The organism is Comamonas odontotermitis (genome assembly GCF_040396735.1).
Lineage (GTDB): Bacteria > Pseudomonadota > Gammaproteobacteria > Burkholderiales > Burkholderiaceae_C > Comamonas > Comamonas odontotermitis_C.
The window spans coordinates 158,184-173,186 of record NZ_JBEBNZ010000005.1 but is presented as its reverse complement, the minus strand read 5'-3'; the positions used below and the strand labels follow the sequence as shown (position 1 = coordinate 173,186).

Sequence of the window (15,003 nt, the reverse complement as noted above, 5' to 3'; positions counted from 1 at the left end):
GATGATCCCCCCTTAGATGGGATACATGCAAAGACACTGCAACTGCAGTTATGCCCAAAGCGCAATCAAATTTAGCTGATAAGACTCTATGAATTCGCTGCGCTGCCTAACAAACCTGGCAGCAAAGCAAAAAGTTATGCCTGATGACCATAGCAAGTTGGTACCACTCCTTCCCATCCCGAACAGGACAGTGAAACGACTTCGCGCCGATGATAGTGCGGATTCCCGTGTGAAAGTAGGTCATCGTCAGGCTTTTATTCCCAAACCCCCTCAGTCTCCGACTGCGGGGGTTTTGCTTTTGCAGGCTCGAATCAGGCGGATTGCTTCGAGGCAGCCTTATGGTATTTGCGCAGATCGCGCTTGCAGATTTTTGACTGATTATGTTTTCTTCGTTGATGCGTCTGGTGCTGCGAACAAGCCTGGTGACACAAATCATGTGCGCAATGGTATTGGGCGTAGCCATTGGATACCTGATGCCAGAGGGGGCAGGTTTCTTGTCCATTCTTGGCAAATTGTTCGTTTCGGCCCTCAAGGCGGTGGCTCCGATTCTTGTACTTATCCTCGTAATGGCAGCCATATGTGGTCAGCGTAAGGGCTCTACCACCCATATGCGGCCCATATTGCTTCTTTATCTTGTAGGCACTTTCGCTGCAGCGCTTGTAGGTGTTGCGGCCAGCATGCTCTTTCCTACCACTTTGCATTTGGAAGGCGCTGCCGATGTGAGCCAGGCGCCCAAGAATGTCTCGCAAGTCATGCTGGATCTGCTGATGCAGGTGGTGGACAATCCGGTGCACGCCCTGATGGCGGGTAACTATATTGGGGTGCTGGCCTGGGCGATCGCCTTGGGCTTTGCATTCCGCCATGCGGCAGAGAGCTCCAGGCAACTGATCCAGGATGCCGCAACAGCAATCACACAGGTGATTCAATGGGTGATTCGGCTGGCACCTCTCGGTATTTTGGGGTTGGTTGCGTCCACCTTTGCGGAGGCAGGTGCCGATGCCCTGTTGGGTTATGTGCGCGTGCTGTTCGTGCTTGTAGGTGCAATGCTTTTTGTAGCTCTTGTGGTCAACCCGCTGATTGTGGCGGTGGTCATTCGTGCCAACCCTTATCCATTGGCTCTGACTTGCTTGCGGGAGAGCGCCGTCACGGCCTTTTTCACGCGCAGCTCAGCGGCCAACATTCCCGTCAACCTGGCCTTGGCTGAAAAGCTGGGCCTCGATCGAGACACCTATTCCATTGCCATTCCGCTGGGTGCCACGATCAATATGGCGGGTGCTGCCATCACGATCAGTGTGCTATCGCTGGCGGCGGTTCACACCATGGGCATTCAGGTGGCCGTACCGACTGCAATACTGCTTTGTGTTGTGTCGGCGCTGTGTGCATGCGGTGCATCCGGTGTGGCAGGGGGCTCGTTGTTATTGATCCCGCTGGCCTGCAGTCTGTTTGGCATCAGTAGCGATGTGGTGATGCAGGTCGTGATGGTGGGAATGCTCATTGGCGTTGTGCAGGACTCTGCTGAGACCGCACTGAATTCGTCCACCGATGTGCTCTTTACCGCTGCAGCTTGCATGCGCGTCGATCGGCTGCGACAGGCCTGATGCTCGATTGTGGCAGGTGGCAATGACTCGTGGAAGGAGCCGTTTTAATGCACACCCCATTTACAGAAATAGCCGCCGTCCCTGGTCAAACACCATCAGCTCACCGGGTTGAAAGTGTGTCCATTCCTCATTGGTGGTGAGAGGGGTTGTGACGACGACGGCGACCCGGTCCTGGGGTGTGGTGCAGGTGGAGAAATCCAGGCTGAGGTCTTCGTCGCTCAGGTGCGCATGCGAGAAGGGGTGCGCACGTTCCGTGTAGCAGAGGAATGTGGTGGCATGGGCCCAGAGTGCATCGCCATTGCAGAGCAGAAAATTGAAGGTGCCATGTGGCGCAATGCGGGCTGCCAGATCGCGCAGGGTGTGGGTCAATTCTGCGATGCTGGGTGTGCCTGCGTGGGATTTCCACAGCTCCTGCATGATCCAGCAGAACACGTGTTCGCTGTCGGTATCGCCAACAGGGCGGAAATGCGCATGCAGACGTGGACGAAAGTCCTTCAGATCGCCATTGTGGGCAAAGACCCAGTTCTTGCCCCAGAGTTCTCGTACAAAGGGGTGGCAGTTCTGTAGCAGCACGCGGCCTTGCGTCGCCTTGCGGATGTGCGCAATGACATTGCGGCTTTTGATGGGGTAGCGGCGGATCAGCTCCGCCATCGGCGAATCGACGGCCGGGTTGTGATCCACCAAGTGGCGCAGGCCGCCTTCTTCGAAAAAGGCAATGCCCCAACCGTCGCTGTGGTGGTCGGTATTGCCGGCACGCTGCGAAAAGCCGGTAAAGCTGAAGTTGATATCGGTGGGGGTGTTGCAGTTCATCCCCAGCAATTGGCACATGGCAGAACACTCTCAAAATGCACTGAAGACCTAGTGTAGACCATCCTCAGCCGCCATCAGTGCGCCGCAGGCGTTGGCCGTGCGCGCAGCTGGAGCGCGGCGATTCCTGCGAGCACGCACACAACAGCCAGCAAGGCAAAGGTATCGCGGAAAGCAGACACGCGCTCGGCCATGGCAATCTCTACCGCTGCCGATTGCGCGGCGTAGTAACCCACGCGCCACTCCAGAAAGATGCCGCACAGGCTGACGCCAGCCGCGCCACCCAGCATGCGCAGAAAGCTGAATGTGCTGGAGCCTTGCGAGATGAGGCTTTTGTCCAGCGGGCGCATGCTGCCCAGGGTGAGCGAGGGCAGGATGAAGCCCAGACCAATGCGGCCCAGCACGGTGTAGCCCACCAGCAGCCACAGCGATGAACCGGGCTGCAGCACGCCTGTCAGCACAAATGACAGTGCCAGCAGCGCCAGCCCGCCTATCACCAGCCAATGGGCCGGTGTGCGGTCGGCCATGCGGCCCGCCAGGGCGATCACGCCGCCCAGCACCAGGCCTGCAGGCAGCATGGTGGTTCCCACCACCGAGGCCGAGTAAGACAGCCCCAGTTGCATGAACACCGGCAGCAGGTAGGTGGAGCCAAACAGCGCGGTGCCGTAGATGAAGGCGACGATGCAGCCGGCGGCAAAGGGCTTGCAGGCAAACAGGCGCAGATCCATCAGCGGCTTTTCGCTACGGGCCAGCATGCGCTTTTCCCACGCCACAAACCCTGGGAAGCATGCCAGGGCGATGGCAAGCAGCACAGCGCTTTCCTGCCAGCTGGTGCCATGCAGTGCGACGAGGCCGTTGAGCAGGCAGATGGTGCCCACCGTGGCAATACCCAGGCCAATCCAGTCGAGGCTCTTGCCTTTGCGGTCGGCCGATGCGCCGCCTGGTGCGTTGACGGGTACGTATCTGAGGCCCAGCCAGATCGAGGCCAGACACAGCGGCACCACCATGAAGAACACCGACCGCCAACCCATCCAGTCCACCAGCAATCCGCCCACGCTCGGGCCGATGGCAGGCGCCAGCACAATGCCCATGCCGAACAGGCCGTTGGCGCGGCCTTGCTCATTGGGTGCAAAGGCGTGCAGGATGATGATGGCCGGAATGGGCTGAATCACGCCAGCGGCAAGGCCCTCGACCACGCGCGCGACCAGCACCAGGTTGTAATCGGTGCTGAAGCCGCCCCCGATACCGCCAAGCATCAGCAGAACGACGGCGCCCAGATAGGTGTTGCGGTAGCCGTAGCGCGACAGCAGCCAGGGGGTGGTGAGCATTGCCACCGTGGTGGCCACCATGAACGACGATGTCACCCATTGCGCGCGCGACTGGCCCAGCTGGAAATGGTGGCTCATGGCCGGGATGGCCACATTGAAGATGGTGGACGAGATGATCGACGCCATCGTTCCGATCATCACGGTAAAGAGCAGATACCAGCGGAAGCGCTCGCCGTACAGGGCGCGCAGATCTTGGGCGTTGTGGTTGCTGATATGCATGATGGATGGCGTGCGACGGTGCAGACCTGAATCGCTCTTGCGTGCGAAATACTATGAATTTAATAGCTTGATGCGCTTGGCAGGTCTGCGCTGGGTGCCAATAATTATCGCAACTTTGGCGCTTGAGCACCAGCGCCTGCTGTGTCCAGGCCAATGGTGGCTTGCCCGCAGGCGGGGCAGATGCAACGCTGGCCGCGTTCGGCGGCAGGTACACGCTGCAGTGCTTCCGGGCTGATCTGCGCCGTCATGCACCAGCATTGCTCTGCCGGCAAACCCTGGGCGACAGCGCACTGGTTGTGCTGTCCGCAGAGCGGACACCGCTGTGCCTGGGGGCTGGTATTGCTCATGCTGCGGTTGCAGGTGCGGGGCGGGGGGCTGGCAGGGCATCCTCGGGCCGCGCGGTCAGGCTGCCGGCCAGCAACTCCGGCAGGCGGTCTGCGCCCATGCGAAAACCGCAGGCCTGCGCGTGTCCGCCACCTCCCATGCTTTCTGCGAGCGGAATGCAGTTGAAATCGGAGCGTGAACGCAGGCCGCATTTCACGCCCTTTTCGTTGGCGCTCCACATCAGCGCAAAGCTGCCGCTCTTTTTGGCCAGAATGTCGCCCACCTGGCTGTGGAACATGCCGGGGGCGTTCACCATCAGGCCTGCAATGCCGTTGAAGACAACAGGCTGCGCTCCCTCTGCAATATCGCTGCACAGCTTCAGGTACTTTTCGTCCATGGCTCCGCCGCGTGCCATGAAGGCGGCCAACTGCTCGGGCGTGAAGGCGGCAATCTCGGCCCAGCGCTCGAATGTGCGCGGCTCCATGTCAAGCGCCGCCAGGAAGGCGCCGCTCTCGGGATACTGCCAGCGCCAGATATCGCGGTCTTCGATGTGCAGGATGAGTGCTGGAATCGCTTCGGTCGGGTGGAAAAACTCCCAGGCCAGGCGTGCACCGGACTTGTTCATGTCAAAGTGCACCACGCCGCAGGTGCAGCGGTAGCCGATCAGCTTTTCTGCGGCGCTCTTGTGGTGGTCCAGCAGCACGAGCTTATGGGCCTTGGCTTCAATGGCGGCCAGCAACTCGGGGCCAAAGGCGAAATCGAGGATGTAGATGGTGCGGCCGTTCAGGTCGCCCAGGTCGTCCACGGTCTGGATTTCACCGTGGTCCAGGCCACGGAACTCCGCCTTGTCGCCAAAGAACAGCCAGGCCGCCAGCGCGGCGCCATAGCCATCAGGGCAGCTGCGCCCGTGGTAGAGGATGAGCGGCTTGGGGTCGTTGATGTCGGCGCTTACCGGCAGGGACAGGTCGGGCAGGAGTTTCATGCCCGCTATTTTCCGCCAGCTGCAGTACCCGAGTGTGCGCGCTATTTCTGGCCCGCTTTATGCGTTTCCCGATTTGCGCATTCCCCGTGCTTCTCGCGTCACCAGCCAGATGCCCAGGCACACCATGGCGAGGGCCAGCACATAGTGCCAGGCCCACAGAGTCTCCCCCAGGAACCACGCCGACAGCACGGAGCCAAAAACGGGAACGGTGAAGTTGTAGATCGTCACCTGGCTGACCCGGTTGTGCTTGAGCAGCAGGCTCCACAAGGTAAAGGCGGCTGAGGACAGCAAGGCCAGATACATCAGAAGCGCCAATGCCTGCCAGGACGGCAGGCCCATCTGGCCGCCACAGCCCCAGCCCATCAGCACCAACAGCGCGCCGCCCAGGCCCAATTGCCAGCCGGTCATGGCCATGGCATCCACGGTTTGCGACAGCTGTTTGCCGTAGATGCTGGATGCCGCCAGGATCAGCGCCGCCAGCACCACCGAGCCTTCGCCCAGCCAACTGAAAGCACCGCCCAACTCGCCATTGCCGCCCAGCGTTACCGTCAGCACGCCAGCAAAGCCGATCACGCAGCCCAGGGCCTTGGCAGGTGTGAGCCGGTCGTTGGCGTAGAACCAATGCGCGATCAGCACGCTGAAAAAGGTGGCTGTGGCGTTCATGATGGCGCCCTTGACGCCCGTGGTGTAGGCCAGGCCCAGGTAGAAGAACACGTATTGCAGGCTGGTCTGCGTAGCGCCCAGCACCAGCAGTTGGCGCGGATGCGCGCGAAACGTCTGCAGCACGGGCTTGCCCATGGCAGTTGCCACCAGTAGCACAAAGCCGCCCGCCATCACAAAACGCCAGCCTGCGAACAGCAGCTTGCCGGGCAGATCGGACTGCGAGATGGAGAACAGCGCATAACCGCCCTTGATGGCCGGGTACGAACTGCCCCACAGCAGACAGCACAGCAGCGCCACACTGGCTACCACGGCAGGGCTGCGCCACGCCGATGCTATGGGTGCAGGCGCGTGGCTGGTACTGGCCGTGCTCATGCCAGGGTGTATGCCGTCTTGACGGTGGTGTAGAACTCCTGCGCATAGCGGCCTTGCTCGCGCGGGCCGTAGCTCGATCCTTTGCGGCCACCAAAGGGTACGTGGTAATCCACGCCCGCCGTGGGCAAGTTCACCATCACCATGCCAGCCTGCGCATGGCGCTTGAAGTGGGTGGCGTATTTCAGGCTGGTGGTGGCAATGCCTGCCGACAGGCCGAATGGCGTGTCGTTGGCGACAGCCAGCGCCTCGTCATAGTCGTGCACACGGATCACGCTGGCTACCGGGCCAAACACCTCTTCGCGGTTGATGCGCATGGCAGGCGTGCTATCCACCAACAAGGCGGGTTGCAGGAAGAAGCCCTGCTTGCCGCTGCCCGTGTGGCAGCCAATGCGCTGGCCACCGCTGGCCAGCACGGCGCCTTCTGCCTTGGCGATTTCCACGTAGCTCAGGTCCTGCTCCAGCTGCGCCTGGCTGACCACGGGGCCGATGTCGGTGCCTGCTGCGCGCGCATCGCCCACCTTGAGCTTGGCCATGCGGGCCTGCAAAGCGTCGATGAAGGCCGGGTAGATTTTCTCGGTCACGATCAGGCGGCTCGATGCCGTGCAACGCTGGCCGGTGGAGTAGAAGCAGCTTTGCGCCGACAGCTCCACGGCCTGGGCCAGATCGGCATCGTCCAGCACTACTTGGGGGTTCTTGCCACCCATCTCCAGCTGTACCTTTTTGCCGCTCTTCACACAGGCTTCGGCAATGCCGCGGCCCACGCCTACCGACCCGGTAAAGCTGATGGCCGCCACATCGGGGTGCTGCACCAGGGCTTCGCCGATCACGCGGCCCCGGCCCATGACCAGGTTGAACACACCCGCGGGAATGCCGCTGCGGTGGATGATGTCGGCCAGCGCCCAGGCGCTGCCCGGCACCAGGTCCGCAGGCTTGAGGACCACGCAATTGCCAAAGGCCAGCGCCGGGGCAATCTTCCACGCCGGAATGGCGATGGGAAAATTCCACGGCGTGATCAGACCCACCACGCCGATGGGCTCGCGCGTGATTTCCACGCCAATGCCGGGGCGCACCGATGGGAGGCTCTCACCGGCCAGGCGCAGGCATTCGCCTGCAAAGAACTTGAAGATCTGGCCTGCCCGCGCCACCTCGCCAATGGCTTCGGGGCGGGTCTTGCCTTCCTCGCGTGCCAGCAGGTCGCCCAGCTCGTCCTTGCGGGCCAGAATCTCGTTACCGATCTTGTCGAGCGCGTCGTGGCGTGCCTGAATGCCCGAGGTGCTCCAGGCGGGAAAAGCTGCCTGCGCCGCAGCCACCGCTGCATTCACATCGGCTGCGTCGCCTTGCGCGTATTCGCCAATCACATCGGCCTGATCGCTGGGGTTGGTGTTGGGTGTGGTGGCATGGCCCGCAGTCCAGTGGCCGTTGATGAGGTTGTTGTAGATCGTCATGGTGGTATTTGGATAAAAAGGTCTCTGGCGCCCGATGGGTTGGCATAGATTGCTATGAAATAAATAGTAATCAACGCACCATGCACGGGCGCTTGGGGTCGAACTGCCAGCCTGGAATCAGGTACTGCATGGCCATGGCGTCGTTGCGCGCTCCCAGGCCATGCTCCAGATACAGGGCATTGGCGCGCTGCAGTGCTGCGCGGTCGATGATGACGCCGAGCCCCGGGGTCTGTGGCACATCGACGAAGCCATCCTTGATCTGGAACGGGTTGGTCGTGAGGAACTGCCCGTCCTGCCAGATCCAGTGAGTATCGATGGCGGTGACCTTGCCGGGAACGGCTGCGGCCACATGGGTGAACATGGCCAGCGAAATGTCGAAATGGTTGTTGGAATGCGAGCCCCAGGTCAGGCCCCAGTCGCGGCAGGTCTGGCCCACACGCACGGAGCCCGCCATGGTCCAGAAATGCGGGTCGGCCAGCGGTATGTCGACCGACTGCAGCGACAGCGCATGCACCATCTGGCGCCAGTCAGTCGCCACCATGTTGGTGGCCGTCGGCAGGCCGGTGGCGCGGCGAAATTCGGCCATCACCTCGCGGCCCGAAAAGCCGCCTTCCGCCCCGCAGGGGTCTTCTGCGTAGGCCAGCACGCCGTGCATGTCGCGCATCAGGCGGATGGCGTCCTTCAGAAGCCAGCCGCCATTGGGGTCGAGCGTGACACGCGCTTGTGGAAAGCGCTGCGCCAGCGCGGTCACTGCCTGCACCTCTTCCTCGCCTGACAGCACACCGCCTTTGAGCTTGAAATCGTTGAAGCCATAGCGCGCGTGCGCGGCTTCTGCCTGGCGCACGATGGCCTCGGGCGACATGGCCATCTGGTGGCGCACCTGGCTCCAGGCGTCGCTGCCCGTGCGGTCATCGCCCGGCTTGGTATACGCCAGGTCGGTTTTCTCGGACGGGCCAACGAAGAACAGATAGCCCAACATTTCGACACGCGCGCGCTGCTGGCCTTCGCCCAGCAAGGCGGCCACCGGCACACCGAGGTGCTGGCCCAGCAGGTCGAGCAAGGCAGACTCGACCGCCGTGACGGCATGGATGGCGATGCGCAGGTCAAACGTCTGCAGGCCACGGCCGCCGCTGTCACGGCCTGCCAGCAGCAGCTGTACCTTCTGCAGCAATTGCAGGTGCTGGCCAATGGGCTGGCCCAGCAGCGCGGCCTTGCTGTCTTCGAGCGCCTGGCGTATGCCTTCGCCGCCCGGCACCTCGCCCACACCGGTGTGGCCGCTGCTGTCATGCACCAGCACCACGTTGCGGGTGAAGAAGGGCGCATGCGCGCCGCTCAGGTTCATCAGCATGCCATCGCGGCCTGCTACGGGAATGACTTCGATGTCGGTGATGGTGGGCGTTGGAGCCATGGGCGTGTCTCTCTGCGGTTCTGTCATTCGGTGCGTGCTGCGGCAGCGGCTTGCGACCAGGGCACTTCCTGCACCAGGCTGCCGTGGGCGATAAAGCTGCGCAGGTTGGCGAGCACCAGGTCGGCCATGGCGCGCCGCGTCTCCTGCGTACCGCTGGCGATATGCGGGGCCAGCACCACATGGTCTTGCTGCAAAAGGCCGGGCAGTGGGCGAGGCTCGTCTTCAAATACATCAAGGCCCGCCCCGGCGATGGCGCCGTTTTGCAAGGCGTGCAGCAGCGCAGCCTCGTCCACCACGCTGCCACGCGCCACATTGATGAGAAAGCCTTGCGGCCCCAGCGCCTGCAGCACCTTGGCATCGACGAGGTGCTGCGTTGCGCTGCCGCCCGCCGCTGTGATGACGAGGAAGTCGCACCACGCGGCCAGCTCTTGCACAGAGGCCATGTACCGGTGCGCGGAATCTGGTACCGGGCGCCGGTTGTGGTAGGCCACCTGCATATCAAAACCGCTGGCACGCCGCGCCACCTGCAGGCCGATGCGGCCCATGCCCAGAATGCCCAGGCGCTTGCCCGATGCCCGGGTGTAGACGCCAAAGCGCTGCTGTGGCCACAGGCCGGCGCGCACAAAGCGGTCGGCGGCAGACACGTGGCGTGCGGCGTCCAGCAGCAAGGCAAAGGCCATGTCGGCCACGCAATCGTCCAGCACGCCGGGTGTGTAGCCGACGCGGGCGCCGCGCGCAAGGATGGCGGCTTGGTCCAGCGAATCAAAGCCCACCCCAAAGCTGCTGATGCAGCGCAGGCGGGGCAGGGCCTCGATCACCTGGGCGGGCGCGCCCATGCCGGCAGAGGTGACGAAGTATTCGAACTGCGCGCCATGCCGTGCCAGAAACTGCGCCGGGTCCGGCTGCTCGCTGAGAACAGTGATGTCAAATTCGCGCGCCAGATCGGCATCCAGCGCGGGCAAAGGCATCTTGCCCATTTGCAGGACACGGGGGCGGGTGGCTTCAGTCATGGTGAAAAGGTGGGCGCCTGCCCTGCGGGCAGGCAGTGGTGGTAGGTTCAGCCTTCAACCTTCTTGATCAGGGCTGCGAGCATGTCGACCTCTTCCGGCTTCAAATCGGCCAGCGGTGCGCGTACCGCGCCTGCATCGTGGCCCACCAGTTTTGCCCCCGCCTTGATGATGGAGACGGCATAGCCTGCGCTGCGGTTGCGGATCTTCAGGTAAGGCATGAAGAAGTCCTTGAGCAACTGGTGCTGGGTGGCATGGTCGTCGGTGCGAACGGCTTCGTAAAAGCGCATTGCGGTCTTGGGAATGAAGTTGAACACCGCAGACGAATACACCGGCGTGCCCAGTGCCTTGTACGCGGCCGCGTATACCTCGGCAGTCGGCAGGCCGCCCAGGTAGGCCAGGCGGTCGCCCATCGTCAGGTACATGGCCGACATGGCCTCGATGTCGCCCACGCCATCCTTGAAGCCCACCAGGTTGGAATTGCGCTCGCACAGGCGCGCCACGGTCTCGGGCGTGAATTTGCTCTGGCCACGGTTGTAGATGATGACGCCGAATTTCACGCTCTTGCAGACCGCTTCCACGTGTGCGGCAAGGCCTTCCTGGCTGGCCTCGGTCATGTAATGCGGCATCAGCAGAATGCCATGGGCGCCAGCTGCCTCTGCGGCCTGGGCGCACTGGATTGCAAAGCGCGTGGGGCCACCAGCACCTGCAATGATGGGCACCTTGCCCTTGCAGGTATCGACGGCGGTCTTGATGATCTCTGGGTATTCGTCTGCCGTGAGCGAGAAGAATTCGCCCGTGCCGCCCGCAGCGAACAGTGCGCTTGCGCCATAGGGCGCCAGCCATTCCAGGCGCGATGCATAGCCCTTGGCGTTGAAGTTGCCCTGGGCATCAAAATCGGTCACGGGGAAGGACAGCAGGCCGGAGCTCATCACGTGCTTCACATCCTGGGGGCTCATGGTGGTCATGGAAAATCTTTCAAGAACGAGTAAGGGGGAGCAACCGCAGTGGTGATCAGTCCAACTGCAGGTTGGCGGATTGAACAACCGTGCGCCAGCGCTGGCGTTCGGCGTTGAAGAACTGGTCGGTCTGGGCCGGTGTCATCGTGACGACCTCGGCGCCCTGGCCGGTGAGGCGGGCCCGCACATCGGGCGTGCGGATGGCTGCCAGCAGCGCCTGGTTGACGCGCTGGACCACCGCGTCCGGCGTCTTGGCGGGTAGCACCACGCCTTGCCATGTGCCGGAGGCAAAGCCTTTGGCGCCTTGCTCGGCCAGTGTGGGTACATCGGCGATCAGCGGCATGCGGCTTTCCTTGGAGATGCCCAGCAGCTTGAGCTTGCCGCTCTGCACCTGCGGGTAGGTGGCCAGCATGCCGTTCATCAGCACCTGGGTCTGCCCGGCGACGGTGTCCTGCACCGATTGCACGCCGCCCTTGTAGGGCACATACACCCACTTGGCGCCGGTGATGCGGGCCAGCTCCACCCCGGCCAGATGCGGGGCGCTGCCGGTGGCCGTCACGGCAAAATTCAAGTCCTGCTTTTTCGACAGGGCCACCAGCTCCTGCAGGTTGCTTGCCTGCACCGAGGGGTGCACCACCAGCATGTGCGGCGAATAGGCCAGCATGGCGGCGCCGCGCAAGTCCTTGCTCGGGTCAAAAGCCAGCTTGGTGTAGATCGAGGGCGAGATGGCCAGCGCACCCAGATCGCACAGCAGCCAGGTGTAGCCATCGGGCTGGGCCCGGGCCACCAACTCGGCGCCCAGGTTGCCATTGGCGCCGGGCTTGTTGTCGATGACGACCGGTTGCTTCAGCTCCTGCGAGATCAGCTGGCCGATCGAGCGTGCAATGATGTCGGAGCTGCCCCCGGGCGGATAGGGCACAACCAGCCGAATGGGCTTGCTCGGCCAGGCATCGGCAGCCAGGGCCGGGCCGAGTGCGGCGCTGGCTGCAAGTGCCAGCGCGGTGTGGAGAAACCGGGCGCGGGTGATCATGGGGAGCTGTCTCCTGAGTTGTTGTAAGTCATCATACAACTTAAAATCAGAATGTAAAGGCACCTCGTCTGCAGGTTAACACCTAGATCGCGTCAACCACGGAATAAAGGGCTGAGAGAAAGGCGCAGTGGGCATGAGCGCTCGTATTGCACACCCGCCTGCCAAAAAGGGCGCCAGGCGCTCGCCAAGCGAGCGGTTTTCTGCGCGGATCAGGCGTTCTGAGCAGTGGCTCCTGCACTTTGCCGCTGGGCCAGGCGCAGGCGTTCGCGTGAATTGGTCAGGTGGATGCGCATGGCGGCACGGGCCGAATCGGCGTCCTGGCGCTCGATGGCGGCATAGATCTCTTCGTGCTCGCGGTTGACACGGCGCAGATAGTCCGGATCGCGTGCGGGCTTGTCGATGGATGCAATGCGGGTGCGGGGAATCAGCATGCTGCCAAAGTGCTGCAAGATATCCTGAAAATAGCGGTTGCCCGTCGCCTGGGCAATGCTCAGGTGGAATGCGAGGTCGTGGCTGACCGTCTCTGCCCCGGCGGCAAAATTGATCTCGAAGGCCTGCAGCGCCTGCAGCATGGCATGCAGGTGCTGTGGCTGGCGGCGCTGGGCGGCAAGGCCTGCAGCCTCGGTCTCCAGGCTGATGCGCAATTCCAGCACGGCAAGCACGTCGACCGACTCGCTCAGTTCGCTGGCGCTCAGCACCAGGCCTGGGCTTTGGCGCGCAGGCAGCACAAAGGTACCGATGCCGTGCCGCGTCTCCACCAGACCCGACGCCTGCAGCTTGGACAGCGCCTCGCGCACGACGGTTCGGCTGACATCGTAGCTGCGCACCAGTTCCGATTCGGTGGGCAGCTTGTCGCCTTCACCCAGCAGGCCCTGGCGGATCTTGGTTTCAAACTCTTCGGACAGCAGGTTGGCCAGGTTGCGGCTGCCCCGGTTGGCCTTGTTGCGCAGGGCGCCAGCGTCCGGGCTGGAAAAAATTGCAGGAGATTGGGGTAATTCCGAAGTCGGCTTGCTCATGGCTCTGATGATAATCGCAACATGTTGTATGACAACATATCACTAACCCCGGATATTGAACATTTATGAGCCAGCCATTGAAAGTGCATCGTTTGTTGTTGACCGGCGCTGCCGGCGGTCTGGGCAAGGTGCTGCGTGAGCGCTTGCGCCCCTATGCCGAGGTGTTGCGCCTGTCGGACGTGGCAGGCATGGCGCCCGCTCGTGATGCGGGCGAGGAGGTGGTGCTTTGCGATCTGGCAGACAAGCAGGCGGTCGACGCGCTGGTGGCCGGGTGCGATGCCATTGTGCACATGGGCGGCGTTTCGGTGGAGCGCCCCTTTGAAGAGGTGCTGGAAGCCAATATCAAAGGCATCTTCAACCTGTATGAGGCCGCGCGGCGCCACGGCGTGCGGCGCGTGGTGTTTGCCAGCTCCAACCACGTGATCGGCTTTTACAAGCAGAGCGACAGACTCGACGCCCATGTGCGCCGCCGCCCCGACGGGTACTACGGCCTGTCCAAATCCTTCGGTGAAGACATGGCGAGCTTCTACTTTGACCGCTACGGCATCGAAACCGTCAGCATGCGCATCGGTTCGTCTTTTCCCGAGCCCAAGGACCGCCGCATGATGAGCACATGGCTCAGCTACGACGATCTGGTGCAACTGATCGAGAAGGGCCTGTTCACCCCGAATGTCGGCCACACGGTGGTGTACGGCGCATCCGACAACCGCGACGCATGGTGGGACAACCACGCCGCGGCCCACCTGGGCTTTGCGCCCATGGACAGCTCCGAGCCCTGGCGCGCCAAGGTCGAAGCGCAGCCCGCACCCGCCGCCAATGACCCAGTGGCGGTCTACCAGGGCGGTGCCTTTACGGCGCAAGGCCCTTTTGGCGACGGTAAAGGCCAGCCGGCATGAGTGCCGAACTCGTTCTGGATGCGCGCAACGCCACCGGCGAGAGCCCGGTGTGGCGGGCCTGCGAGCAGGCGCTGTACTGGGCCGATATTCCGCGTGGCGTGCTTCACCGCTGGCTGGCGGGCAAGTTGCAGCACACGCAGTGGCAACTGCCGCAGATGCTGGCCTGCATGGCGGCCTGGAATGGCGATGGCCAGCGCTGGGTAGCGGGGCTGGAAGACGGCATCTACGAGGTGACCGCAGAAGCGGGTGTGGAGACCGCGCAGGTGCGCCCACTCGCTGCCGTGCAGCACGCCTTGCCCGGCATGCGCTTCAACGATGGCCGCTGCGACCGCCAGGGCCGTTTTGTTGCGGGCACCATGTTCATGGACATGGCAGCCGCGCAGGCTGTGGGTAAGGTGTACCGCCTGGGGGCGGGCGAGCTGGCTGCAGGCGCTGCCACCGATTTGCAACTGGGGCCGCTGATCACGCCCAACGGCCTGGCGTTCAGCCCTGACGGCCAAACCATGTATCTGTCCGATTCGCACCCCAGCGTGCAGACCATCTGGGCCTTCGACTACGACATTGCCACGGGCACGCCGCGCAATCGCCGGGTGTTTGTGGACATGAAGCCCTTGCCCGGTCGGCCCGACGGGGCTGCGGTGGATGCCGATGGCTGCTACTGGATCTGCGGCAATGACGCGGGGCTGGTGCACCGCTTCACGCCGGGCGGCAGGCTGGATCGGTCGCTCGCCGTTCCTGTCAAGAAGCCAGCGATGTGTGCGTTTGGCGGCGCAAATCTGGATGTGCTGTACGTCACATCGATCCGGCCTGACGGCGTGGATCTGGCCGAACAGCCGCTTGCCGGGGGCGTGTTTGCGCTGCAACCGGGCGTGCAGGGCGTGCCCGAGCCTGCGTTTGCCGGAGGCTAGGTTTTTTGAGGTATGGCCTGCGCCAGAGCGCGGGCGCTGTT

The 15,003-nt window shown here is 62.9% G+C and carries 14 protein-coding genes and 1 rRNA gene; 4 read left to right on the top strand and 11 right to left on the bottom strand.

Features of this window, described 5'->3' with window-relative positions; all coding sequences use genetic code 11:
* Positions 1-139 precede the first annotated feature (139 nt).
* Positions 140-252, top strand: a 5S ribosomal RNA gene (rrf, locus tag ACH2DG_RS07570).
* Positions 253-380: 128 nt separating this feature from the next.
* Positions 381-1,598, top strand: coding sequence for a serine/threonine transporter SstT (sstT, locus tag ACH2DG_RS07565; protein WP_395025200.1), 1,218 nt, complete (start codon positions 381-383; stop codon positions 1,596-1,598).
* Between the two features lie 60 nt (positions 1,599-1,658).
* On the opposite strand, the gene ACH2DG_RS07560 is transcribed toward sstT, so the two are convergent.
* The 11 genes from ACH2DG_RS07560 to ACH2DG_RS07510 form a co-directional block, all read right to left on the bottom strand.
* Positions 1,659-2,426 carry a class II glutamine amidotransferase gene (locus ACH2DG_RS07560; RefSeq protein ID WP_395025198.1) on the bottom strand — a complete coding sequence of 256 codons (768 nt, stop codon included), beginning with the start codon at positions 2,424-2,426 and terminating at the stop codon, positions 1,659-1,661.
* A gap of 56 nt (positions 2,427-2,482) precedes the next feature.
* On the bottom strand, positions 2,483-3,952 hold the full coding sequence (locus tag ACH2DG_RS07555) for a DHA2 family efflux MFS transporter permease subunit (RefSeq protein ID WP_395025197.1): 1,470 nt from the start codon (positions 3,950-3,952) through the stop codon (positions 2,483-2,485).
* Between the two features lie 104 nt (positions 3,953-4,056).
* A complete protein-coding gene (locus tag ACH2DG_RS07550) occupies positions 4,057-4,299 on the bottom strand; it encodes a cysteine-rich CWC family protein (RefSeq protein ID WP_395025196.1) in 243 nt (80 codons plus the stop codon).
* Entirely contained in the window at positions 4,296-5,258 is a 963-nt protein-coding gene (locus ACH2DG_RS07545) for a DHH family phosphoesterase (protein ID WP_395025195.1), read from the bottom strand. The genes ACH2DG_RS07550 and ACH2DG_RS07545 overlap by 4 nt, the downstream gene beginning before the upstream one ends.
* A 57-nt stretch (positions 5,259-5,315) precedes the next feature.
* Positions 5,316-6,293, bottom strand: coding sequence for a DMT family transporter (locus tag ACH2DG_RS07540; RefSeq protein WP_395025194.1), 978 nt, complete (start codon positions 6,291-6,293; stop codon positions 5,316-5,318).
* Positions 6,290-7,738, bottom strand: coding sequence for an aldehyde dehydrogenase family protein (locus tag ACH2DG_RS07535; RefSeq protein ID WP_395025193.1), 1,449 nt, complete (start codon positions 7,736-7,738; stop codon positions 6,290-6,292). The genes ACH2DG_RS07540 and ACH2DG_RS07535 overlap by 4 nt, the downstream gene beginning before the upstream one ends.
* A 70-nt stretch (positions 7,739-7,808) precedes the next feature.
* Positions 7,809-9,146 (bottom strand): enolase C-terminal domain-like protein, encoded by a 1,338-nt coding sequence (locus tag ACH2DG_RS07530; protein ID WP_395025192.1) that lies wholly within the window; start codon positions 9,144-9,146, stop codon positions 7,809-7,811.
* A 23-nt stretch (positions 9,147-9,169) separates the two neighbouring features.
* On the bottom strand, positions 9,170-10,156 hold the full coding sequence (locus tag ACH2DG_RS07525) for a 2-hydroxyacid dehydrogenase (RefSeq protein ID WP_395025191.1): 987 nt from the start codon (positions 10,154-10,156) through the stop codon (positions 9,170-9,172).
* Between the two features lie 47 nt (positions 10,157-10,203).
* Positions 10,204-11,112, bottom strand: a complete 909-nt coding sequence (kdgD, locus tag ACH2DG_RS07520; RefSeq protein WP_395025216.1) for a 5-dehydro-4-deoxyglucarate dehydratase — start codon at positions 11,110-11,112, stop codon at positions 10,204-10,206.
* A 55-nt stretch (positions 11,113-11,167) separates the two neighbouring features.
* A complete protein-coding gene (locus ACH2DG_RS07515) occupies positions 11,168-12,142 on the bottom strand; it encodes a Bug family tripartite tricarboxylate transporter substrate binding protein (protein WP_395025190.1) in 975 nt (324 codons plus the stop codon).
* A 209-nt stretch (positions 12,143-12,351) separates the two neighbouring features.
* Positions 12,352-13,158 carry a FadR/GntR family transcriptional regulator gene (locus ACH2DG_RS07510; RefSeq protein WP_395025188.1) on the bottom strand — a complete coding sequence of 269 codons (807 nt, stop codon included), beginning with the start codon at positions 13,156-13,158 and terminating at the stop codon, positions 12,352-12,354.
* A 65-nt stretch (positions 13,159-13,223) separates the two neighbouring features.
* Here ACH2DG_RS07510 and ACH2DG_RS07505 point away from each other — a divergent pair, with 65 nt between their 5' ends.
* Positions 13,224-14,054 (top strand): NAD-dependent epimerase/dehydratase family protein, encoded by an 831-nt coding sequence (locus ACH2DG_RS07505; RefSeq protein WP_395025186.1) that lies wholly within the window; start codon positions 13,224-13,226, stop codon positions 14,052-14,054.
* Positions 14,051-14,962, top strand: a complete 912-nt coding sequence (locus tag ACH2DG_RS07500) for an SMP-30/gluconolactonase/LRE family protein (protein ID WP_395025185.1) — start codon at positions 14,051-14,053, stop codon at positions 14,960-14,962. Before ACH2DG_RS07505 ends, ACH2DG_RS07500 begins: the two co-directional genes overlap by 4 nt.
* Positions 14,963-15,003 lie beyond the last annotated feature (41 nt).